General features: G+C 39.8%; 20 protein-coding genes and 2 pseudogenes. 17 read left to right on the top strand and 5 right to left on the bottom strand.

The features are described 5' to 3' along the window. Positions 1-5: 5 nt before the first annotated feature. The 10 genes and pseudogenes from KSHG_RS17880 to KSHG_RS01455 form a co-directional block, all read left to right on the top strand. A pseudogene (locus tag KSHG_RS17880) lies at positions 6-4,186 on the top strand (amino acid adenylation domain-containing protein); the annotation flags it as partial. A gap of 126 nt (positions 4,187-4,312) precedes the next feature. Then, positions 4,313-5,719 (top strand): annotated as a pseudogene (locus KSHG_RS19320) (amino acid adenylation domain-containing protein); the annotation flags it as partial. Continuing rightward, complete coding sequence (locus KSHG_RS18650; RefSeq protein WP_438821526.1) at positions 5,708-6,811, top strand: thioesterase domain-containing protein; 1,104 nt, start codon at positions 5,708-5,710, stop codon at positions 6,809-6,811. The pseudogene KSHG_RS19320 and the gene KSHG_RS18650, both read left to right, overlap by 12 nt. Further along, the gene (locus KSHG_RS01480) at positions 6,804-7,001 is read left to right on the top strand and encodes an MbtH family protein (protein ID WP_010300783.1); all 198 of its coding nucleotides are present in this window, start codon (positions 6,804-6,806) and stop codon (positions 6,999-7,001) included. Before KSHG_RS18650 ends, KSHG_RS01480 begins: the two co-directional genes overlap by 8 nt. A 78-nt stretch (positions 7,002-7,079) precedes the next feature. Beyond that, complete coding sequence (locus KSHG_RS01475; RefSeq protein ID WP_010300780.1) at positions 7,080-7,646, top strand: 4'-phosphopantetheinyl transferase family protein; 567 nt, start codon at positions 7,080-7,082, stop codon at positions 7,644-7,646. Next, positions 7,609-8,916, top strand: coding sequence for an MFS transporter (locus KSHG_RS01470; protein WP_010300775.1), 1,308 nt, complete (start codon positions 7,609-7,611; stop codon positions 8,914-8,916). Before KSHG_RS01475 ends, KSHG_RS01470 begins: the two co-directional genes overlap by 38 nt. Further along, complete coding sequence (locus KSHG_RS01465; protein ID WP_010300772.1) at positions 8,909-9,655, top strand: 2,3-dihydro-2,3-dihydroxybenzoate dehydrogenase; 747 nt, start codon at positions 8,909-8,911, stop codon at positions 9,653-9,655. The genes KSHG_RS01470 and KSHG_RS01465 overlap by 8 nt, the downstream gene beginning before the upstream one ends. 12 nt (positions 9,656-9,667) lie before the next feature. Then, complete coding sequence (locus KSHG_RS17870; RefSeq protein WP_010300770.1) at positions 9,668-10,024, top strand: hypothetical protein; 357 nt, start codon at positions 9,668-9,670, stop codon at positions 10,022-10,024. After that, positions 10,018-10,821: an isochorismate synthase gene (locus KSHG_RS15845; protein ID WP_010300767.1), complete on the top strand. Its 804-nt coding sequence runs from the start codon at positions 10,018-10,020 to the stop codon at positions 10,819-10,821. The genes KSHG_RS17870 and KSHG_RS15845 overlap by 7 nt, the downstream gene beginning before the upstream one ends. Before the next feature lie 2 nt (positions 10,822-10,823). After that, complete coding sequence (locus KSHG_RS01455; RefSeq protein WP_010300763.1) at positions 10,824-11,477, top strand: isochorismatase family protein; 654 nt, start codon at positions 10,824-10,826, stop codon at positions 11,475-11,477. 242 nt (positions 11,478-11,719) lie between these two features. On the opposite strand, the gene KSHG_RS01450 is transcribed toward KSHG_RS01455, so the two are convergent. From KSHG_RS01450 to KSHG_RS01435, 4 genes are read right to left on the bottom strand one after another with little or no spacing between them, the layout of a single operon-like run. Continuing rightward, positions 11,720-12,793, bottom strand: a complete 1,074-nt coding sequence (locus tag KSHG_RS01450) for a sulfate/molybdate ABC transporter ATP-binding protein (protein WP_010300760.1) — start codon at positions 12,791-12,793, stop codon at positions 11,720-11,722. A gap of 12 nt (positions 12,794-12,805) precedes the next feature. Then, on the bottom strand, positions 12,806-13,672 hold the full coding sequence (gene cysW / locus KSHG_RS01445) for a sulfate ABC transporter permease subunit CysW (protein WP_010300758.1): 867 nt from the start codon (positions 13,670-13,672) through the stop codon (positions 12,806-12,808). 16 nt (positions 13,673-13,688) lie between these two features. Next, the gene (cysT, locus tag KSHG_RS01440) at positions 13,689-14,537 is read right to left on the bottom strand and encodes a sulfate ABC transporter permease subunit CysT (RefSeq protein ID WP_010300755.1); all 849 of its coding nucleotides are present in this window, start codon (positions 14,535-14,537) and stop codon (positions 13,689-13,691) included. A 12-nt stretch (positions 14,538-14,549) separates the two neighbouring features. Further along, complete coding sequence (locus KSHG_RS01435) at positions 14,550-15,572, bottom strand: sulfate ABC transporter substrate-binding protein (protein WP_010300752.1); 1,023 nt, start codon at positions 15,570-15,572, stop codon at positions 14,550-14,552. Positions 15,573-15,911: 339 nt separating this feature from the next. Here KSHG_RS01435 and KSHG_RS01430 point away from each other — a divergent pair, with 339 nt between their 5' ends. From KSHG_RS01430 to KSHG_RS17315, 5 genes are all read left to right on the top strand, one after another. Continuing rightward, on the top strand, positions 15,912-16,616 hold the full coding sequence (locus KSHG_RS01430; protein WP_010300747.1) for a phosphoadenylyl-sulfate reductase: 705 nt from the start codon (positions 15,912-15,914) through the stop codon (positions 16,614-16,616). 25 nt (positions 16,617-16,641) lie between these two features. Further along, positions 16,642-17,784: a sulfate adenylyltransferase gene (gene sat, locus KSHG_RS01425; RefSeq protein WP_010300744.1), complete on the top strand. Its 1,143-nt coding sequence runs from the start codon at positions 16,642-16,644 to the stop codon at positions 17,782-17,784. Continuing rightward, positions 17,784-18,368: an adenylyl-sulfate kinase gene (gene cysC / locus KSHG_RS01420; protein WP_010300740.1), complete on the top strand. Its 585-nt coding sequence runs from the start codon at positions 17,784-17,786 to the stop codon at positions 18,366-18,368. Before sat ends, cysC begins: the two co-directional genes overlap by 1 nt. A 156-nt stretch (positions 18,369-18,524) precedes the next feature. Further along, positions 18,525-18,965 carry a MarR family winged helix-turn-helix transcriptional regulator gene (locus KSHG_RS01415; protein ID WP_026022470.1) on the top strand — a complete coding sequence of 147 codons (441 nt, stop codon included), beginning with the start codon at positions 18,525-18,527 and terminating at the stop codon, positions 18,963-18,965. A gap of 290 nt (positions 18,966-19,255) precedes the next feature. Next, complete coding sequence (locus KSHG_RS17315) at positions 19,256-19,822, top strand: TetR/AcrR family transcriptional regulator (protein WP_010300734.1); 567 nt, start codon at positions 19,256-19,258, stop codon at positions 19,820-19,822. Between the two features lie 138 nt (positions 19,823-19,960). Here KSHG_RS17315 and KSHG_RS01405 read toward each other — a convergent pair whose 3' ends face one another. Beyond that, on the bottom strand, positions 19,961-20,743 hold the full coding sequence (locus KSHG_RS01405; RefSeq protein WP_010300731.1) for a BRCT domain-containing protein: 783 nt from the start codon (positions 20,741-20,743) through the stop codon (positions 19,961-19,963). A gap of 146 nt (positions 20,744-20,889) precedes the next feature. Here KSHG_RS01405 and KSHG_RS01400 point away from each other — a divergent pair, with 146 nt between their 5' ends. Then, on the top strand, positions 20,890-21,396 hold the full coding sequence (locus KSHG_RS01400; protein ID WP_010300729.1) for a ferritin: 507 nt from the start codon (positions 20,890-20,892) through the stop codon (positions 21,394-21,396). A gap of 60 nt (positions 21,397-21,456) precedes the next feature. Continuing rightward, complete coding sequence (locus KSHG_RS01395; protein ID WP_010300726.1) at positions 21,457-22,614, top strand: M20 metallopeptidase family protein; 1,158 nt, start codon at positions 21,457-21,459, stop codon at positions 22,612-22,614. Positions 22,615-22,668 lie beyond the last annotated feature (54 nt).

Here is a 22,668-nt window from a genome sequence, read left to right as displayed (position 1 = left end):
CGTATATGAAGCCTTTAACAACTGGACAATTAGCTATGTGGTACGCATACCAATTAAATCCCGAACAGTCTAATTTTATTACGGCGGAATTTGTGAAATTTGATAAAAAACCAGACGTTCAACTTTTACAACGTGCCATTCAATACACATTTGAACAAGTGGAAGTTTTTCATCAACAATATGTGGAATGTGAAGAACACGTATTCCAGCGACCACAACAAAAAGCTATCACGGTTCCAATAATAGAAGTACGTGACGAGACTAAATGGATGGAAGAGACGTTTCATCGTCCATTCGCATTAGAAAAAGGAGACGTTTTTTACACAGCTCTTTTACAAAATAGCGAAACGCAAGAGACGACGTGGTATTTGAAAGTACATCACATTGCGATAGATGCATTCGCGTATCAACTATTGTATCGAGCAGTCGCTACACAATACGAAGCATTATTAAAAGGGAATCAACAACCGCTTTCCAACGTATTTGATTCGTACGAAGCGGTGTTAGAAGAAGAAAAACAATATGAAGAAAGTACACGTTTTTTAGAAGATCAAGCTTTTTGGAAAACGTATATGGAAGAACGACAAGAAATTGCGGCCTTTTCTTCTAAAATGCCGACGCTTTCAGGTGATGTGATTCGCGCTTCGACGGTTTTCTCTGTAGAAGATGTTCAAAAATGGAATAAAGAAGGCTTCTTACGACAAGTTTCACCGCAACATTACTTTATGAGTGCTTTTGCATTATTTGCGTATAAAATAGCACACAAAAAAGAAGTTGTGATTAATATGCCGTTAATGCAACGTTTCGGTTCAAAAGCGGCAAACGTACCGTGCTTACATATGAATATGGTGCCGCTCCGTATCCAAGTGGACGCGACTAAAACATTGTTAGAAATGGCTGAAGTTATAAAAGAACAAGAACTGAAAATTAAACAACACGGGACGTATCCTTTCGAACAGATTAAGCGAGAGGCTGGATGTCATGTAGGAGAGCGTATTTGTACAGGGCAACTGAACTTTATGCCATTTTATGAAACGATTGCTTTTGGGGAGTGTCTCGCTACGACGCATAAACAATCGATTGGCGTCATTGATGATTTATCATTGAATTTATTCGGGAATGCAGAAGGTGGCTTACAATGTGAATTGCTTGCGAATGCCGATTTATATACGACAGAACAATTGACACAATGGATCGGTCATTTTGAACAATTGTTACATGAAAACACCGTACCTGCTTTTGAAACGTTGAAACAAAGCGTACTTGAAGCGGGGGCATATACCGCTTCTGAAGATGTCTTATCGATGATTGAACAGCATGTACGTAATTCACCAAATGCAATTGCTATTCAAAGTGAGGCAGGCGATTGGACGTACGAACGATTAGGCTATGAAAGTGATCAGATGGCGGAATGGCTCATAAAAAATAGGATTGAAAAGCAAGATTTTGTTGCACTTTATTTACCGAGAACACCTGAATTAATCAGTTGTATGATAGCTGTTCTGAAAATTCAGGCTACATATATCCCGATGGACCCTATTTATCCGAAAGAACGTATTGCCTATATGATGCAAGATGCCAACGTTAAAGCGATGATTTGTGAACAAACATGTGATTTCAATGCGAAGCAGCTTCTAACAGAAGAGCGTCCATGGGCATCGTTATCAGGCAATTGGCAACGAGAAGCCTACTGCCCTGAACAGATGGCTTATATGATTTATACGTCTGGATCAACAGGAAATCCGAAGGGCGTTATGATTGAACGTCATAATTTATCAAACTTCCTCGTAGGGATGCAACAACGATTACCGATGACAAAAGACGATGCGCTACTCGCTGTAACGACGAATGCTTTTGATATTTCGATGTTGGAATGTTTTTTACCGTTATCCGTTGGAGCGAAAGTAGTTTTAACGACTGCAGAGCAAATTCATGACCCGTTAGCACTCGCAAACTGGATTGAAACGAAAAATATTACGTTTATACAAGCGACACCGAGTCTTTGGAAGTCACTCGTGAAATTTATACCGCAACAGTTAACGTCCATCGTAGCACTTGTTGGCGGAGAGGCATTGTCTGAATCGCTTGCACAAAGTATGTTGCAAACGACGAAGCAAGTATTCAATATGTATGGTCCGACCGAAACGACGATTTGGTCGACGATGGCTCTCATTACCGATGCACATGACATTACGTTAGGACAACCGATTAGTCAAACCGAATTGTATATTTTAGACGATGATTTACAACCTGTATTAGACGGTACGGAAGGGCAACTATACATTGCAGGAGAAGGCGTTGGTCGAGGCTATTACGGGCGTGAAACATTAACGGCAGAACGTTTTATCGCCAATCCTTTCCATCATGGTGGGCGTATGTATCAAACCGGTGACTTAGTGAAACGACAAGGTGAGGCACTTTATTATGTTGGTCGAACAGATTTCCAAGTGAAAGTTCGAGGATTCCGCGTTGAACTCGTGGAAATTGAACGTGCGCTAGAGCAACTTCCAACGATTGAAGAAGCACTCGTCATGCTACGAGATGAGCGATTAGTAGCGTATTATATCGGCAAGTCTGAAGTGGATCAACTGAAAGAAATATTGAAACAAACGTTGCCGGATTACATGGTTCCAGACGATTGGTGCTGTTTAGAAAAATGGCCGTTAACGTCAAATGGGAAAATTAACCGCTTGGCATTACCAAAACCACACATTGAAGTAATAGAAGAAGCATTTGAAAATGAAATAGAAGAACAATTAGCTGCGTTGTATCAATCCATTTTACACGTTGAACAAGTTATGCCGACGAGTCATTTCTTCCAATTAGGAGGGCATTCTATTTTAGCTACTTCTCTTATGATGGCGATTCGGAAGCAATGGCATGTAGATGTGACGATTGCGACGATTTTCGAATATCCAACAGTACGTGCACTTGCTGCTGTTTTATTTGATGCGAATGACAGACATTCTTTACCTGAATTAGAAGAGGTAGAAGAAACGACTTACGTACCACTTAGTCCAGCACAAAAAGGCATGTGGTTTATGCAACAAACGAAACCATCTGCGACGTACAATATTCCATTGCTCGTTGAACATTTCTCTTATGATTTACAACGTGTTCGTGAAACACTGGCTATTTTACAACAGCAACATCCGATTTTACGAACGAAGTTTTTCACCGTTGAAGGGGTGCCGATGCAGCGTGTTACGGAAGATAAAATTTCTGTAACGATTGCTTCTGAATTAGATGTGGCACAACATACACATAACGTATTCGATTTAGAAAAAGAATTAAGCTTACGCGTATTTGCTTATGAAGAGGGACTACTCTTTTTATTTCATCACATAGCGATTGATGGTTTTGGATTATCGGTATTTTTAGAAGATTTCACGTTTGCGTACGAACATTTACAGCCACGTACACAGCCAAAATCATATGCGGCATTTGTTGAATGGCAACGTAAACTACTTGAAACGCCTAAGAAAGAAGAAGGGTTATCTTATTGGGAGCAGCAATTAAAAGCGGTGTCAGAAGAAGTGTCTCTTCCTTATGATGAAGGGCAAAGTGCGTACGAAGGGGCACATATTACACATGAAATGCCACAACACCTCGTACGTGCCAGCCAACAATTAGCCAAAGAACAAGGAGTCAGTTTATATACCGTCTTGCAAACGACGTTTACCGTACTACTTCATAAAATGGGTGCAGGGAATGACTTTACAATCGGTTCCCCAACTGTCGGAAGACCACTAGAAGCGTTACAAGAAATGCTCGGTCTCATGATGAATACCGTCGTGTATCGCTACGATTTGGATGAGAAAGACACATTCGAACAATTACTTCAAAAAATCATCAAATGAATCAACAAGCATACAACTATGATTTTATTCCATTTGATCAAGTCGTTGAACGTGTGAATCCACGACGTACGACGTCTAAAAATCCATTATTCCAAATGATGTTGACGATGCAAAATACACCGCCGTTAACATTCGAAGTACAGCGACAAGTAGCAACTGTACGCTTATTGCAAACGAATACAGCGAAAGTAGAATTAGCGCTTGAGTTTGATTGGCAACCAGATCAATTAGCTGTTATTGCAGAGTATGATACGTCGAAATTTACGTTTGCGGTAATGAATGATTTATTACAACGTTTTGAACAGTTGTTGACGTCCGTCACGAAAGAAGCGGCTCAAAGCGTTCAAGTACTACCGATTTTATTGCCAGGCGAAAAAAGGAAACTTTGCAAACAATCTACACCGAATGAACAACATTTTTCACGCGAAACAATCGTGACGCGTTTTGAACGAATGGCGATGAAACATGCGACGAGAATGGCAGTGAAAGATGGGGAAGAAACGATGACCTATCGCGCGTTAAATGAGCGAGCAAATCAACTAGCGCATTATTTACGAGCAAATGGTGTGCAAGAACGGGACAAAGTAGCATTGATTATGGACCGTCATATGGACATGATTGTGTCTATTCTAGCCGTATTAAAAGTAGGTGCAACGTACGTTCCAATTGATCCACAATATCCAGACGAGCGTGTTCAATACATTTTAGAAACGGCTCAACCACGTTGGACATTAGTAGATCAACCACGTGGTAAGGAGAAAGAAGTACTCGTTTCAAACATTGTCTGGCATGAATGGCCAACGACGAATTTACACGTAGCACTACTTCCAGAAGATGCGGCCTATATTATTTTTACTTCTGGTTCGACAGGTAAGCCAAAAGGTGTCGTCATTCCACACAATAACGTTCATCGTCTTTTACGTGCCACCGACCATTGGTTCCATTTTGATGAAACGGATTGTTGGACGTTCTTCCATTCATACGCTTTTGATTTTTCTATTTGGGAAATTTGGGGTGCTTTATTGACGGGAGCGCAGTTGTTGATTGTACCATTTGAAGTGAGTCGGACACCACAAGCATTCCACGCACTTGTTTTAGAAGAAGGGGTCACCATTTTAAATCAAACGCCTTCTGCTTTTTATCAGTTTATAGAAGCCGACCAAGAAGCGATGAAACAAACGAATCTTCGCTGCATCATTTTTGGTGGAGAAGCATTAAGCTTTGAACGCCTTAAAAAATGGTATGCCAAAAATGGAGAGAAAACAGAATTAATTAATATGTATGGTATTACAGAAACAACAGTACACGTATCGTATCAACGTTTAAGTGAAGCGTTTATTACAGAACACGAAGCGAGCTTGATTGGTGAAGCGATTCCTGATTTAGAAATATACGTATTGGATTCCTCACTTCAACCGGTTCCAGCAGGTGTTACAGGTGAAATGTACGTTGCAGGAGATGGTCTTGCGCAAGGGTATTTAGGCAGAATGGCTTTGACAGCAGAACGATTTATTGCGAATCCATTTAAAGAAGATGGAAGCCGTATGTACCGTACTGGGGACTTAGCAAAATGGACGTCTGATGGCAATTTAGCGTATATCGGACGCATTGACCATCAAGTGAAAATCCGCGGGTTCCGCATTGAATTAGAAGAAATCGAACGCGCATTGTTACGTGTCGATCGCATACGTGAAGTAGCGGTCATAACGAAAAAATATAGTGAAGACGATGTTCGTATTTTAGCGTACGTTATTGCGGATGATTTAGATCAAACGATGACGATGCAACAACTTGCGAAGACGTTACCGAATTATATGATGCCGAATGCACTCATTCAGATAGATGTCATGCCTCTGACAGCAAACGGTAAATTAAATAAAGCGGCTTTACCTGAACCTGTTTACAATACGACACATGATCATCCGACGAATCCGACAGAAGAAGTTATGTTGCAACTGTTCCGAACGATTTTAAATAATGAAAGCATCGGCATTCACGATTCCTTTTTCGAAGTAGGTGGTCATTCATTACTCGCAGTACAATTGATAACACAAATTAAGCAAACATTCGATTTAGAGTTGGCGATTGGTCATTTATTTGAAGCGCCGACTGTTCATACGCTTTGTGAAAGTATGAAAGATTTAGACGAAACGAGTTCGCTTCAAACGTTGTTACCATTACGAGAAACGAAACATGCTGACACGTTATTTTGTGTGCATCCCGCAGGTGGTTTAAGTTGGTGTTATGCCGGATTAATGCAGCATTTACCACAGCAAATGGCGCTTTACGGTTTACAAGCAGTAGGCATTGCAGAACAAGCTGTACTTCCGAAAACGCTAGGTGAAATGGCCACGCAGTACGTGACGGAAATTCGTAAAGTGCAACCATTCGGTCCATATGAATTACTCGGTTGGTCTCTAGGTGGTAATGTCGTACAAGAGATGGCTGTGCAATTAGAAGAAGTAGGGGAAGAAGTACATTTAATCATTTTAGATGCCTTCCCTGTTCATCATAAATTGGGCAATCAAACGCTAGAAGAAGAGGCAGTGGAAGCATTACTCGCGCTAGGCGGATTAGACGTTTCGCTCGTAGAAGGCGAAGCGACATTACCGAATGTGATGGCTGTGCTTAAAAAAGAAGGAAGTGCGTTAGCAAGTTTATCAGAGGATACACTTCAACGATTGTTGACGACGTACATGAATTCTATCACTTTATTACGTACGCACGTACCGAGACCTTGCAGTGCATCGATCTTATTTTATGCATCGACGATTATTCCAGAGTGGTTTGAAAAAGTCGATCCACACATTTGGCAAGCGTACTGTAAAGAAATTACGATTGAATCCATTGCGTGTCGTCATAAAGATATGTGTCAACCAGAACCAATTAAAGAAATCGGGCTACAAGTCGCTCATTATTTTAAAAATAAAGGACTGAAAAACTTTGTATAATCCATTTGAACAAACAGATGCAACATTTATCGTTTTACGCAACGAACAGCAACAATTTTCATTATGGCCATCGTATGTGCCCATTCCTGGCGGTTGGACTTCTCAATTTGGTCCTTCTTCAAAAGACGCATGCAACGACTATATTGAAACGAATTGGACGGATTTACGTCCGTACGTTCCAAATGAATGAGAAAACAATCATTTATAAGAGTCATATTCAAGAGTGGAGCGAATATGAATTTTCACAGATGTGCCAGACATTACCTGCATGGCGTGTGGAAAAAGCCCGTCATTTTCTAAAAAAGAAGATACACATACTTCTTTGTTAGCAAGTTGGATGCTTGAGTATTTCATCGGGTTTCAAGAGATTACGTATACGTCGTACGGCAAACCATATGTCGCAGATCGACACGTTTATTTTTCAGTTGCGCATAGTGATGGAATGGTCGTTGTCGCACTCTCAAACGAAGAAGTGGGCATTGATTGTGAACCGCTTCAACTCCAAACGCAAGCATCGATTGTTTCTTTATTCCACCCGAATGAAGCGGTGAGAGTGGAAAAGCAAACGGAATCCTTTTCATCCGTTTGGACAGGGAAGGAAGCGTACGGTAAATGGTTAGGCGTCGGTTTGAATTATGATTTGCACGTCATGGACGTCAAAGAAAATGATGTGTTTTGGAAAGAAAAGAAATTGCCACTAACGATGACAAAAATCGTGTGTGAGCAATGGATGATTGCGGTTTGTGCGCGTCATATAAACGGTGCGCAATGTATTGATTTTAAAGGAAGTGTACTTCATGCAAGTGAATTCAGTAGAGGGAGTTGTCGCGAATAGTCGCCTATCGCGTATGCATGTGACCATTTTAGCGTGGTCGATGTTTTTAATTATGTTTGACGGGTTCGATTTATCTATTTTAGGTATTGTGATTCCGATTTTGCACGAACAATGGGGAATCGCGATTCCGACATTAGGAGCTGTTGCTAGCTTAACGTTGATTGGTAGTCTCATTGGTGCCTTTTTAGCAGGTGTTTTAGCGGATCGCTTCGGTCGAAAAAAAATCCTCGTTTATTGTGTGCTCTTGTTTAGCCTATTTACATTATGCAATGCTTTTGCCACAACGATTACATTTTTTGCGGTTTGTCGTTTCGTTGCAGGGATTGGATTAGGTGGAATCCCGCCGCTTGTCGTTGCGCTTACGACAGAATATGCACCGAAAAAGTGGCGGAATCGTTTCGTCGGTATTATGTTTAGTGGTTATTCATTAGGGGGCATTGCTGTAGCACTTTTAGGTATCTTTTTAATGCCATATTACGGTTGGCAATCATTGTTTATTATCGGTGCATTGCCACTGATTTTACTTCCAATTCTCGTGAGAAGATTACCAGAATCCCTTCCGTATTTAGCACAACATGAGCCAGAAAAAATGAAGGGAATTGTACGAAAGTTGAATCAAGACGTTGTGGAAGACGACATGCTCGAATGGCGAGAAGTTTCTAAAGAACAACAGCAACCGATTAAAGCGCTATTTACGAAAGAACGTCGTCGCATTACGTTATCTTTTTGGGTTATTTGTTTTATGGGGTTGTTGCTCGTATACGGTTTAAGTACGTGGTTGCCACAGTTAATGCGTACAGAAGGACACGGTATTACATCGAGCATTAGTTTTATTTGTGCCTTAAATATCGGAGCTATTCTCGGTTCGATTTTCGGAGGAATGCTTGCGGATCGTATCGGGAGCCGTCTCGTGCTCATTACATTGTATACGCTAGGCGCAATTTGTTTCATCTTATTAGCTTTTCATTTTTCACTTATGACATTATATGTGCTCGTCGCAATCGGTGGAGCGGCATCTATTGGTGCACAAAATTTAAACAATGCGTGCAATGCTAGTTATTACGATGCACCATGTCGTGGTACGGCACTCGGCGCAGCTTTGTCGGTTGGTCGACTTGGGGCAATCGTTGGACCTTTAATAGGCGGTTGGCTATTAGCTGCAGACGTTTCAAATTATTGGAATTATATTTTATTCGCGATTCCTGCATGCATTGCAGCGATGACGTATATGTATATGCCAAAACAACAGGAGGACATACATCATGCATAAAGAAGTGGCAGTAGTAGTAGGTGGAGCAAACGGAATTGGATTTGCCACCATTCAACAATTAAAAGCAAACTATACGGCAATTGTCGTGTTGGATTATGACGAAGAAGCATTACGTAAGTTAGAAGGTGTTACGACGTATTGTGTAGACATTCGTGATGGACAAGTCGTACAGCACACAATTGATGAAATTGAAGAAAAAATTGGTGCCATTACGGCATTGATTCACGTAGCGGGTGTACTCGTCGTTGGAGACGTATGTGACTGTTCAGATGAAGAGTGGGATCGCTTATTTGATATTAATGTGAAAGGTGTATTCCACGTAACGAAACACGTTGCACGTCATATGAAAAAACGCGCAAAAGGGGCGATGGTCATCGTCGGCTCAAATGCGGCATCGACACCTCGTTTAGACATTGGGGCGTATGGGGCATCTAAAGCAGCAACGATTCGTTATTGTCAATCACTCGGCTTAGAATTAGCACCTTACAACATTCGTTGTAATATCGTTTCTCCTGGTTCGACGAGAACGTCGATGCAAACGTCAATGTGGCAAGATGAACGAGGAGAAAAAAATGTGATTCATGGAAATTTAGAGCGTTACAAAGTAGGGATTCCTTTAGGTAAAATTGCGAATCCGATTGATATCGCAAATGTTATTTCATTTTTACTTTCAGATTTAGCGAATCATATTACGATGGAAAATATTGTCGTAGACGGTGGCGCAACTTTAGGCGTATAGGAGGAGAAGAAAATGGTTACGATGCAAGCGATGAAAAATGTATACGATCACTTAACGAAAAACGATGTGTTTTTTCAAACACCGACGAAAACAATCGTCAGTGAAAACCAAACGATGGTAGATGTTACAGGTGTTCAAGGGATGATGCAATTAAATAAACGTTTAGTAGAACAATTAGATGCTCAAACGGATGCAATGATTGTTGGCGCGATTCCATTTGATGAATCCAAGGCGGCAGCGATTCACGTCTTACATGATTATGCGGTCGTACAAAGTGATGCGAGTAATCAAATCCCTTATCCGAAAGTGGATTTACACGTAGAAGACATCGCATCTTATCCGACAAAAAACAATTTGAACGAATGGTAGCAGGCGCAGTTACGACGATTCAAAAGCAAGATTTAAAGAAAATTGTTTTAGCACGCACATTGGAAATTAAAGCGTCTAACGTACCACATCATGCGATTTTACATTACTTAGCAACGCATAATCCAAAAGGGTATACGTATGCGATTCCACTCGAAAATGATGAAATATTACTCGGTGCAAGTCCAGAACTTCTCGTGAAAAAAATCGGCAATCGTGTCATCGCAAATCCGATTGCAGGATCGAGAAAGCGCACGTACGATGCAGTGAAAGATGCGGAAAGTGTCGCAGATTTACAACATGCAGCAAAAGACTTACACGAGCATAAAATTGTCGTCGATATGGTTAGAAAAACGTTAGCGCCGTTCACTAAACATTTACACGTGCCAGCTGAACCGAGCATTTTATATACAGATTCGATGATTCATTTGTCTACGGTCGTGACAGGAGAATTAATCAATGCATCTGTGACGTCTCTTGAGTTAGCGAATGCGCTCCATCCAACACCGGCTGTTTGTGGGCAACCACGTGAAGCCGCTTTTGAAGCAATCACAGCAATCGAACCGTTTGAAAGAGGTTATTTCACAGGAGTTGTTGGTTATATGGATGCATCAGGTGACGGGGAATGGGTCGTGACGATTCGATGCGGTAAAGTACATGCGACAGGCTTAACATTATATGCGGGTGCGGGCATTGTTGCATCTTCTATACCAGAAGAAGAAGCGTGTGAAACGGGAGCTAAATTTCAAACGATGTTAAATGCATTACAAGAAGATGTATTAAAAAAAGGAGCGTTTTAACTATGACAATACCAAAAATTCAATCGTACCCAATGCCACATATTTCAACGAAAAATGAAAAAATTACGTGGGAAGCAGCGCCTACAAGAAGCGTTCTTTTAATTCATGATATGCAAAATTATTTCTTAAATTATTATGACCAAAAGCAAGCACCTATTCCAGAGCTCATTACGAACATTCAACGAATTAAAAAATTGGCAGCTGAATTAAACATTCCTGTCGTTTATACGGCACAGCCAGGAAATCAATTGCCGAAAGACCGAGCTTTATTGACCGATTTTTGGGGAGATGGATTACGTGAAGATGATGAAATTACAGCGATTACAGATGCACTTGCACCGACGCAACGAGATACGGTCATGACAAAATGGCGCTACAGTGCATTTAAGAAAAGCAATTTAGAAGAATTAATGAAAGATGTATGGAACCGGGATCAATTAATTATTTGCGGTATTTATGCACATATCGGTTGCTTACTCACTGCAGCAGATGCCTTTATGAACGATATACAACCATTTTACGTAACGGATGCTGTCGCAGATTTTTCAGAAGAAGATCATCGAATGGCGATTCGTTATGCGAGAGAAAAATGTGCAGCGACGCTTCAAACGGAGGCATTAGTTGAACAGCTAGAAGCGTATGTTGTGGCAAAATAAATACGTATAAAGGATGAAGCTTTATAAAAAGGCAGGCATGATTCGGAGAAATTATGCCTGCCTTTTTCATATGTGTACTTATATAGTTCTTTGATTTGGGCGACGCTTTTCGCAGGCGCGGCTCCAACTTATTTTTTTCGCAATTCACGAAAAAAATGGATAATAAAAATGACGCTGTAGATTGCAGCGTCATTTTTATTTACGTGATGAGACATTGTATCCCAGGCTTAGTAGAAGCTCTATTAAATTGAAAAATCTTCTGGAATGAATACTTTGAGTTGGCGTGGACGAATAAAGACGCTTTCACCGCGCTTTAATTGTAATTGTTTGAATTGTTCCTTCGATAATTCAGCTTCTAAATATTCATCAATATCATCACGATGCAATTCGATTTGAACGATAGGTCCGATTGCATGTACGTAAATAATCGTTGCACTTACAGCATCTTCCATTGATTTTTGACGTTCGATATGTAAATCGTGTGGGCGTACGTAACCAATTGCTTCCGCTTCAGAAGTAGCTGTCGCTTCTGGCACAGTCACTGTATAATTCCCATTGATTAATTGTCCATTTTGCATACGGCCTTTAAATAAATTCACATTGCCTAAAAAATCATATACGAATGGACTATTTGGATGATCGTACACTTCTTCTGGAGGTCCGACTTGCTCAATGCGCCCTTTATTCATGACGACGATACGATCGGCAACGTCCAATGCTTCTTCTTGGTCATGTGTAACGAAAATACTCGTAACATGAAATTCATTGTGCATTTTACGAAGCCAACGTCTTAAATCTTTTCGTACTTTTGCGTCAAGCGCTCCAAATGGTTCATCTAGCAGCAACACTTTCGGTTCGACAGCAAGGGCACGAGCGAGTGCGACACGCTGTCTTTGTCCACCAGAAAGTTGGCTCGGATACCGATCGCCGAAATGTTCTAATTTAACGAGAGATAAAAGTTTCGTCACCTTTTCTTTAATTTCCTTTTTAGATGGACGTGTTTTACGTGGACGTACTTTTAAGCCGTATGCGACGTTATCAAATACCGTCATATGACGGAACAGGGCATAGTGTTGGAAGACGAAACCGATATTTCGCTCTTTCGCATGAATTTCTGTAATGTTTTCACCATCGAATAAAATAGCGCCTTCGTCTAGTTGTTCGAGGCCAGCAATGATGCGGAGTAAAGATGTTTTTCCAGAGCCAGAAGGACCTAGTAGGGCGATGAGTTCACCCGATTCGATGTCGATTGAAACGTCGTCAACGGCTTTAAAGTCACCGAATTGTTTTTTTACGTGCTGAATAGTAATGCTCATAGGAGCGCCTCCTTAATGATGGGATGTTTTCCATTCGATAATATTTTTAATGATGATCGTTAAAATAGCTAATAAAGACATGAGTGAAGCGACAGCAAATGCAGCTGTAAATTGATACTCGTTATAAAGAACTTCGATATGAAGTGGCATCGTGTTCGTCAAGCCTCTGACGTGTCCTGAAACGACACTAACTGCCCCAAATTCACCCATAACACGCGCATTACATAAAATAATGCCGTACAACAAACCCCATTTAATATTCGGTAATGTTACGTGCCAAAACGTTTGGAATCCGTTTGCACCGAGTGATACGCTTGCTTCCTCTTCTTGTGTTCCTTGTGATTGCATGAGCGGAATTAATTCTCGTGCGACGAATGGAACTGTTACAAAGAGTGATGCGAGTAAAATACCTGGTAAAGCAAAGACGATTGGGAAGTTATGAATTAAAAACCATTCCCCGAACAATCCTTGTGCTCCAAATACGAGTATGAAAACGAGTCCGGCAATGACAGGTGAAACAGCGAAAGGTAAATCAATGAGTGTAATGAGTAAATTACGACCTTTAAATTTAAATTTCGTAATACACCAAGCCGCTAAAATACCGAATAACGTATTGAGTGGTACAGCAATGACAGCGACGAGCAGTGTAAGTTTAATGGCACTCCACGCATCTGCTTCTGTAATAGAGGTAACGTATACGTCGAACCCTTTACGAAGTGCTGAAATAAAAATGACAGCGAGTGGCATTACGAGAAAGATGAATAAAAAAGCGATGGAAATAGTCGTTAATGTTATGCGAACGGCTTTCGGTTCTTTTAAAACGGTCGGAGCCGCTTTGGATTTCTTTTTGTCATCTGTTTGGTCGATAGAGAGTACCATTTGTATTCAGCTCCTTTTAAACAGTATATTTTCGGCTAACGAGCCATTGAATCGTATTCATAACGAATAAAATAACAAATGAGGCAACGAGCATGACAATCGCGATGGCGGTTGCTCCTGCGTAATCATATTGTTCTAACTTCGTCATGATCATGAGCGGTGTAATTTCCGTTTTCATCGGCATATTCCCGGCGATGAAAACGACGGAGCCGTATTCACCGAGTGCGCGTGAGAAGGCGAGTGTAAAGCCGGTAATAATTGCTGGAATGAGTTCTGGGAAAAGAACTTTCGTAAATGTTTGAAAGCGATTTGCACCGAGTGATGCACTTGCTTCCTCCGCCTCCGCACCGATATTTTCAAGTACGGGTTGCACGGTACGAACGACAAATGGAAGCCCGATAAATGTAAGTGCCACGATAATGCCGAGTGGTGTGAAGGCTACTTGAAATGGAAGGAATTGTCCGATCCAGCCGTTCGGTGCGTATAAAGCTGTTAAGGCAATACCGGCAACAGCTGTTGGCAAGGCGAATGGAAGATCGACTAAGCCATCAATTACTTTTTTGCCGAAAAAGTGATAACGGACGAGTACCCAAGCAATCATCGTTCCGAAGATCACGTTTATTACTGCCGCAATGAGTGCCGTACCAAACGTAACTTTATAAGATGCAACGACGCGAGGGTCTGTAATCACAGACCAAAAGTCGCTCCAACTTAATTGCATCGTATTCCAAACGAGTGTTGAAAGTGGGAGAAGGATTAAAATGCTAATATACAAAATCGTATAGCCAATCGTTAATTTAAATCCTGGCAGTACGGTGATTTTTTTATGTTTCTGTTTTTTTTGAACGGGTTGTGTCAAAGTCAATAAACTCACCTCTTATTTAGTTGAATAAATTTGGTCGAATGTGCCACCATCACTAAAATGTTGTTTTTGTGCTTTTTGCCAATTACCGAAGTCTCGAATCGTAATCATTGGAATATTCGGAAATTTATTGGCGTATTTTTTCAATAGTTCAGTGTCTCGTGGTCGATAATAGTTGTTCGCCGCAATTTCCTGTCCTTGTTTCGTATATAAAAATTGTAAGTAGGCTTTGGCTACTTTTTCAGTGCCTTTATGTTTCGCGTTTTTATCGACAACTGCTACGGGTGGTTCAGCTAAAATGCTCATAGAAGGTGTGACGATTTCATATTGATCTTTTCCTAATTCATCTAACGATAAGTAGGCTTCATTTTCCCACGAAATTAACACGTCCCCGATGCCTCTTTCTGTAAACGTCGTTGTAGAACCTCGCGCACCTGAATCAAGTACTTGGACGTTCCCGTAAAGGTCTTTCATGAATTGTTTGATTTTCGTTTCGTCTCGAGCATATTTTTTTGAAGCATAGCCCCAAGCAGCTAAATAGTTCCAACGTGCCCCACCGGACGTTTTAGGATTCGGCGTAATGACCGATATGCCTTGTTTCGTTAAGTCATCCCAATCTTTAATCTGTTTTGGGTTGCCTTTACGCACTAAAAAAACAATGGTCGACGTGTAAGGAGAGGAGTGGTCAGCGAATTCATTTTCCCAATCTTTATTAAGTAATTCTCGATTATTCGCCACTTCATCGATGTCGTAAGCGAGTGCTAACGTCACAACATCTGCAGGAAGCCCATCGATTACAGCGCGACCTTGTTTACCAGAACCGCCGTGGGATTGTTGGATTTTAACAGTTTGTCCGGTTTCCTCTTTCCATTTTTTTGAGAAAACTTGATTCACATCATCATACAGTTCGCGCGTCGGGTCATACGAAACATTTAATAAATTAATCGTTTCAGCATGACTTTTAGAATCACTCGTTGAGCAACCTGTTAATAGTAAAGAGACTGACAGTGCGAGTGCCGTAATCGTTCTTTTTTTCATAGCGTTTCACTCCTTATGTACGAATAATAAAAAGAAGGCTACGAAAATAACCCTTTTAGAGGAGATGTTTTCGTAGCCTTCAGATGCCTGATCAGCACGTATGTCATTACTTAGCTATACTTTAAAAGTTTATTTCCGATAAGTCAACTATGAATTATATGTTTTTTTCTTAAATACGAGTTGACTTATAGGAATTGTTTCGTTTATAATTTGAACAATTCATCAGATGAACGAAACATACGCTGGCCAGACAACTGGAGGCACTGTAAATGACGATTGTAGATTGTTCTACGCCCGTTGTTTATAGTGCCTTTTTTTATGAAATAGGGGTGAACGAATATGATAACCTTTGAAAATTTTCAACAAAGTGACTTACCACAATTTGAAGTAGATGAAGTGTATAAAGGCGCTTTGAATACGTTGCAATGGGCATACGATCAATACGGGGACGATATCGTATACGGATGTAGTTTCGGTATTGAAGGCATTGTCGTACTCGATTTGATTTCAAAAGTGAAACCGAATGCGAAAATAGTCTTTTTAGATACGAATGTCCATTTTAAAGAAACGTACGATACGATTCGAAAAGTAAAAGAAAAATACCCGGATTTACAAATTGAAATGAAGCAACCGAAGTTAACGCTAGAACAACAGGCATCGCAATTTGGTGAAAACTTATGGGAAACGAATCCGAATAAATGTTGCCAAATTCGCAAGCTAGATTCTTTAAACGAAGTATTGTCTCAGTCTACAGCTTGGATTTCTGGTTTGCGACGTGAACAAGGTGGTGCCCGTGCTAAGACGAATTTCATTAATAGTGATGGGAAATTTAACTCAATCAAAATTTGTCCTCTTATTCATTGGACGTGGAAAGACGTATGGCGCTACGTATCGAAGTACGAGCTTCCGTATAATGTGTTGCACGACCAAGGTTATCCGAGTATCGGTTGTGAGAAATGTACGAAACCGGCTTGGACGGAGGAAGATTTGCGTGCAGGAAGATGGCAAGGGCAAGGGAAAACCGAATGTGGCTTACACGGCTAAAAATAAAATTTTAAGGAGAGATACAATGACTATTTCAGCACATGGCGGTTCTTTAGTGAATCGTTTCAACCCAAATTATGATACGACAACTATTACGAAGGAAATTACGATTGATGAAATCGCATTAAGCGACTTAGAGTTAATTGGTATTGGGGGCTATAGCCCGATTACAGGATTTTTCAATGAAGAAGATTACATAAATGTCGTAGAAAATATGCGGTTATCAGATGGGACAGTGTGGTCGATTCCGATTGCTTTGCCAGTAGTAGAAGCAGAGTTGACACATTTAACAGTAGGTGACGAAGCAAAACTTGTGAAAGACGGAATTGTTTTCGGTGTCATTACGATTTCTTCTATTTATACGCCAGATAAACAAAAAGAAGCAGTCAACGTTTATCGCACAGATGATGAAGCACATCCAGGTGTGAAACAAATGTTAAATCGTCCAAATACGTATGTGGGCGGTGACGTAACATTGATCCGTCACCAAGAAGCGGAATTTGAGGCGTATACGTTTACACCAGCTCAAACACGCCAAGCTTTTGAAGAAAAAGGATGGGAAACGATTGTCGGTTTCCAAACACGAAACCCTGTACATAGAGCGCATGAATACATTCAAAAAGCAGCGCTTGAAACGATTGATGGGCTCTTTTTAAATCCGTTAGTCGGTAAAACGAAATCCGATGATATTCCGGCGGACGTTAGAATGGAAAGTTACGAAGTGCTTCTTAAAAATTATTATCCAGCTAATCGTGTACAATTGGGTATTTTCCCTGCTGCGATGCGCTATGCAGGTCCTCGTGAAGCGATTTTCCATGCGCTCGTTCGAAAAAATTACGGATGCACACATTTTATTGTCGGTCGAGATCATGCCGGTGTAGGTGATTATTACGGCACATACGATGCCCAAGAAATTTTCAATTTATTTACGGCAGACGAATTAGGCATTCAACCATTGAAATTTGAACATAGTTTTTATTGCAACGCATGTGGCGGTATGGCGACGACAAAAACATGTCCACACGGAAAAGAAGACCATATTATTTTATCGGGTACGAAAGTGAGAGAAATGCTTCGTTCAGGTCAAGTGCCACCGAAAGAATTTAGCCGCAAAGAAGTTGTTGAGATTTTAATTAAAGGAATGCAACAAGTAGAGGTGAAAGCATAATGGTTGAAAATATCGTATGGCATGAGGCATCTGTTACGAAAGAACAGCGTCAACAAAAGACGAATCAAAAAAGTGCGATTTTTTGGTTTACTGGGTTATCGGCATCAGGTAAATCAACATTAGCAAACGCATTTAACCGTGCGTTATTTGATTCAAATATCGCATCGTATGTTTTAGATGGAGACAATATTCGCCATGGGCTAAATAACGATTTAGGTTTTGATGAAGAAAGTCGTAAAGAAAATATTCGTCGTATCGGAGAAGTTGCGAAGCTTTTCGTAGATAGCGGACAAGTCGTTTTAACAGCGTTTATTTCGCCGTATATTGCTGATCGTCAAACGGTACGTGAACTAGTAGAAGCGGACGAATTTATTGAGGTGTATGTGAAAGCTTCTGTCGATGCATGTGCAAAACGTGATCCGAAAGGGTTGTATGAAAAAGCGAAACGCGGAGAAATTCCAAACTTCACGGGCGTTTCTGCACCGTATGAAGCACCTGAACAGCCTGAAATTATCATCGATACGGAAAAGTATTCCATTGAGGAATGTGTAGAACAATTGATGACGTATTTAAAAGAAAGATAAAAAATGTTCTTATAACGAATGAGAATAAAATAAAGGTCGTCACCATGTGAAAATGGTGACGACCTTTTTACATTACGTAAAATAGGAAATAGTTGATTTTTTGTGCAACAAGATGTATCTTTAATTTAAGATAGTTTTTTTAAAGATATAGGAGAGATGAAAGTGTCTAAGCAATCATTGAAGGCGTTAACAGTTATGTTGCGTGCCACGCAGTCTGTAGAAGAAGTTTTGCGTAAAGATATGCAAAAAAGAAATATGAACATGACAGAATTCGCCGTATTAGAATTATTATTCCATAAAGGCGAACAACCGATTCAAAAAATTGGAGATAAAATTTTAATTACGAGCGGAAGTATTACGTACGTTGTAGATAAATTAGAGAAAAAAGGCTTCGTGCAACGAAATGCCTGTCCGACGGATCGTCGTGTGACATTTGCGCAAATTACGAAGAGTGGGGAAGCATTTATGGAACAAATTTTCCCACAACATGAAGCAAAAGTAGCACAATTATTCGAAGGTTTTACAGAAGAAGAAGTCGTTACGGTAATTGATTTAATGAAAAAAGTTGGTTTTCATGCGAAAGAACTAAGCGAATAATACGGTTTTAATAAGATGCAGAGGGAAGAATGATTTGCCAAATTATACGGTAAATCATTCTTTTTTATACTTTTCATTAAAAAAGTGTAGGTCGTTTATAGTTATTTTGGAATAACAATAGGTACTATTGACACGTGTAGATTTACTACAATCTATAATATAGTAGATATTGATAAATTTTTATGGATTATGAAGAAAATTCTATGAAACATTATGAAAAAAGACTTAAACATATGCATAAACTGGTCGATATACTTATTAACAGGACGCTACCGAGGAGGGCAGCAACTATGATTTCAACTAAAGAGGCTATTCAAAATGCTTTCATAGAATTGCTTATACATCAAGAATATACTAAAATTTCTGTTTCCAGCATTACGAAAACAGCAGGCATTAATCGAGGGACATTTTATTTACACTATAAAGATAAAGATGAAGTACTGGAGACGATTCAAGAACGATTATTCCAAGAATTAGAACAGTGTGTCTTGCGAACAGAAATCCCTTTTTCATTAGACCTTTCGCGTTCTAAAGAATTACAGTATTATATGGAACAATTATTTTCTTACATAGAAGAATATGACCATGTTTTTAAAATACTATTGTTAGATGAAAATGGTATTTCATTTTCGACTAATATGAATCAAATGATTAGTAAATGGCTAATTGATGGATTTTTACCACATCCAATGATGAAACTAAAAGAAGAAATTCCGAAAAAAATATTGGCGAAGGTCGCTGCTTCAACGATCGTTAGCTTCATAAAAGAGTGGTTGTATTTAGAAAATCGTGAGCCAGCTAGTAAGATGGCAGGTTATTATTTACGCATCGTCATGAATAATAGCGTTAAAAGATAAAAGAAATAATAAAAGCGTACGGCTCTGGCATGCTGTACGCTTTTTATGATGTAGGTCGTTTATGTGCGGATACAATATACGGCTTCATTGCAGCTGTTTGAAACTCATAAACTAAAATAAGGCTCATAAGATGAAAGATTATTTAAAGAAAGTGTGAAACTGTTCTTCCGTTATAATTTGAATCGGTTGCCCTTGTAATTGAAGTTGCTTAGCTCTACGCCATTTTGTACTTTCTGCGCCGCTTTGTTTATGGCGTGCTACGCTCGAAGAACTGACGACGAGTAACGTGGTGTGCTTCGTTAACGTATTGCTAAATAGCGCACCTTGTTGACGAATGAGTCGTGCAGCTGTCGAACGCGTCATTTGTTGTAAGCTACCTGTAAATACAACTGTTTCTCCTGCAAGTGAATGAATGGTTTTTGTGACATCTCGTGAGAAATCAGTCAAATCGGCATAGTGCCATTTCTTTTCGTGAAGAATCGTTGCAATCATTTCCGCATCAGTCGGTGCTAATTGTTCTGATGCAAACATAGCAAGTTGGGCTAATGTAGGTGTAACTTGAGGCCACTCTTTTTTTGCACGAGGTAGTAAACTTTTGAATGTACACGGAGGAAATGCGAGCTGATGTTTATCAAAACTTGCACGTAGCGTTTGTTCTTCAAATGGTGCAAAAAAAGCGACAATCTCTTCATTGGCAATCCACTGTGTTAGAATAGGCGCAAATGAACTAAACGTTAGAGAATGTTGAACGTCTTGGGCTTCAATTCCGTGTATAGACGTAAAAAATGGATCGAAGTCAGTCGCTTGGATGTAGCAGTCAAGTGAATCAATCACCGTCAAATCGGCATCTATTTTTGCTAAACTAATATGACAAATACTATCGGGCCATTGGTTCGCTGTATGAATCGCTAAAGTAATCATCTATATGCCTCCAATAAAATAATAAGTGTTTTTAGTATAACAAATAATATAGAAACAAAATGATAAAATTAGGAGTAGTTTCATGTGTTTTATGATGAAAATAGGGTATAATTTACGTAGCTTCAAATTTTAGGAGGTAATCAATTATGTTATCAGAAAAACTACACAAAGCATTAAATGATCAATTAAATTTTGAATTTTATTCAGCTCACGCATACTTAGCAATGGCTGCTTATTGCACAGATGAAAATTACGATGGATTTGCTAATTTTTATCTTATTCAAGCAGAAGAAGAACGTTTCCACGCAATGAAATTTTATAATTTCTTAAGCGATATGGGCTTCCGTGCGACGATCCAACCATTCCCTGAAGTGAAAAATGATTTTGCTTCATTGTTAGATACATTTAAAACAGCATTAGGTCATGAAAAAGAAGTGACAAAACGCATTTACAACTTATCTGATATCGCTTTAGATGAACGTGAACATGCGACGATGGCATTTTTAAAATGGTTCATCGATGAACAAGTAGAAGAAGAAGCTACTTTTGACAACCTAATTGCTAAATTAGAACGTATTAACGGCGATTCAAATGCTATTTTAATGTTAGATAATGAATTAGCAAGCCGTACATTCACAGCATCTGAAGCATAAGTTTTTCATAAAGCCGCGTGATGAACGCGGCTTTTTTCGTACAAAAAAGGAGGTTTTTTCATGGAACGTATTGCAGAACAAATCATTCAATGGAGACGACATATTCACGAAAATCCTGAACGATCTTATGAAGAATACGAGACCGTTGCTTTTGTAGAAAAACAATTAAGCACAATGCCACACTTACAATTACAACGTTTGACCGACACGAGTATTGTTGCAACTTTAAAAGGTGTGAAAAAAGGGAAATGCGTGGCGTTGCGAGCAGATCTGGATGCATTACCGATTCAAGAAGAAACGACAGTACCTTTTAAATCAAAAGTGCCAGGTATGATGCATTCATGCGGTCATGATGCGCATACCGCGATGTTACTCGGTGCAGCAAAAATATTAAGTGAAAGAGGGACGCAATTTGAAGGGGAAATTCGTTTTATTTTTCAACATGGAGAAGAAGTAGCACCTGGTGGAGCGGTTGATTTAGTTTCAAAAGGTGTGATGAATCATGTTGATTTTGTTTTTGCCTTACACGTTCATCCGAGCTATGAGACGGGAACATTTGCGATGCGTAGTGGGAAAATGAATGCGGCTGGAGATGACTTTTTTATTCATGTTTACGGAAAAGGAGGACATGCTGCAGAGCCACACAAAACAATCGACCCGCTTTTCATTGGTACCGCTATTGTGCAAGCTTTACAAGCATCGATTGCACGCAAAATAAAGGCAACGACTATGCCTGTTTTAAGTGTGACGATGTTTCAATGCGGAAAAGTACCTAATATTATTGAGGATGTCGCTTTGATAGGTGGAACGATTCGTTCTCACGATGAAAAGGTTCGAGTAGCTAGTCGGCAAATCGTTGAAAAAACGGCGCATTGTATTGCTGCGTTACATGGTGCAACGGCATCTGTACAATGGCAACTCGGATGTGCTGCAGTCATAAATGATAAAGAGGCGACAGAAATTGGAAAACAAGTAGCAGCGAAAATTGTCGGGAAAGAGAACGTAGTATGTATAGAAGAACCTCTTTTCGTTGCAGAAGATTTTGCAGCGTATTGTGAAGTCGTGCCAGGTTCGATTCAATTGCTAGGTGTCCATCATGAAAAATTAGGTACAGCATACCCACTTCATCATGCCAAATTTATGCTAGATGAATCCGCCTTATTTCTTGGCACACAGTATTTCACACAAATCGCTGAAAAAATTTGTGGAAAATGTTGAAAAAACTATTGACGCATAATGTTTTTTTATGATAATATATTTTTTGTAAGAAAC

This window comes from Kurthia senegalensis (assembly GCF_000285595.1).
Classification (GTDB): Bacteria; Bacillota; Bacilli; order Bacillales_A; family Planococcaceae; genus Kurthia; species Kurthia senegalensis.
The sequence above is the reverse complement of the archived record's forward strand: the minus strand, read 5'-3'. Positions and strand labels throughout refer to the sequence as shown.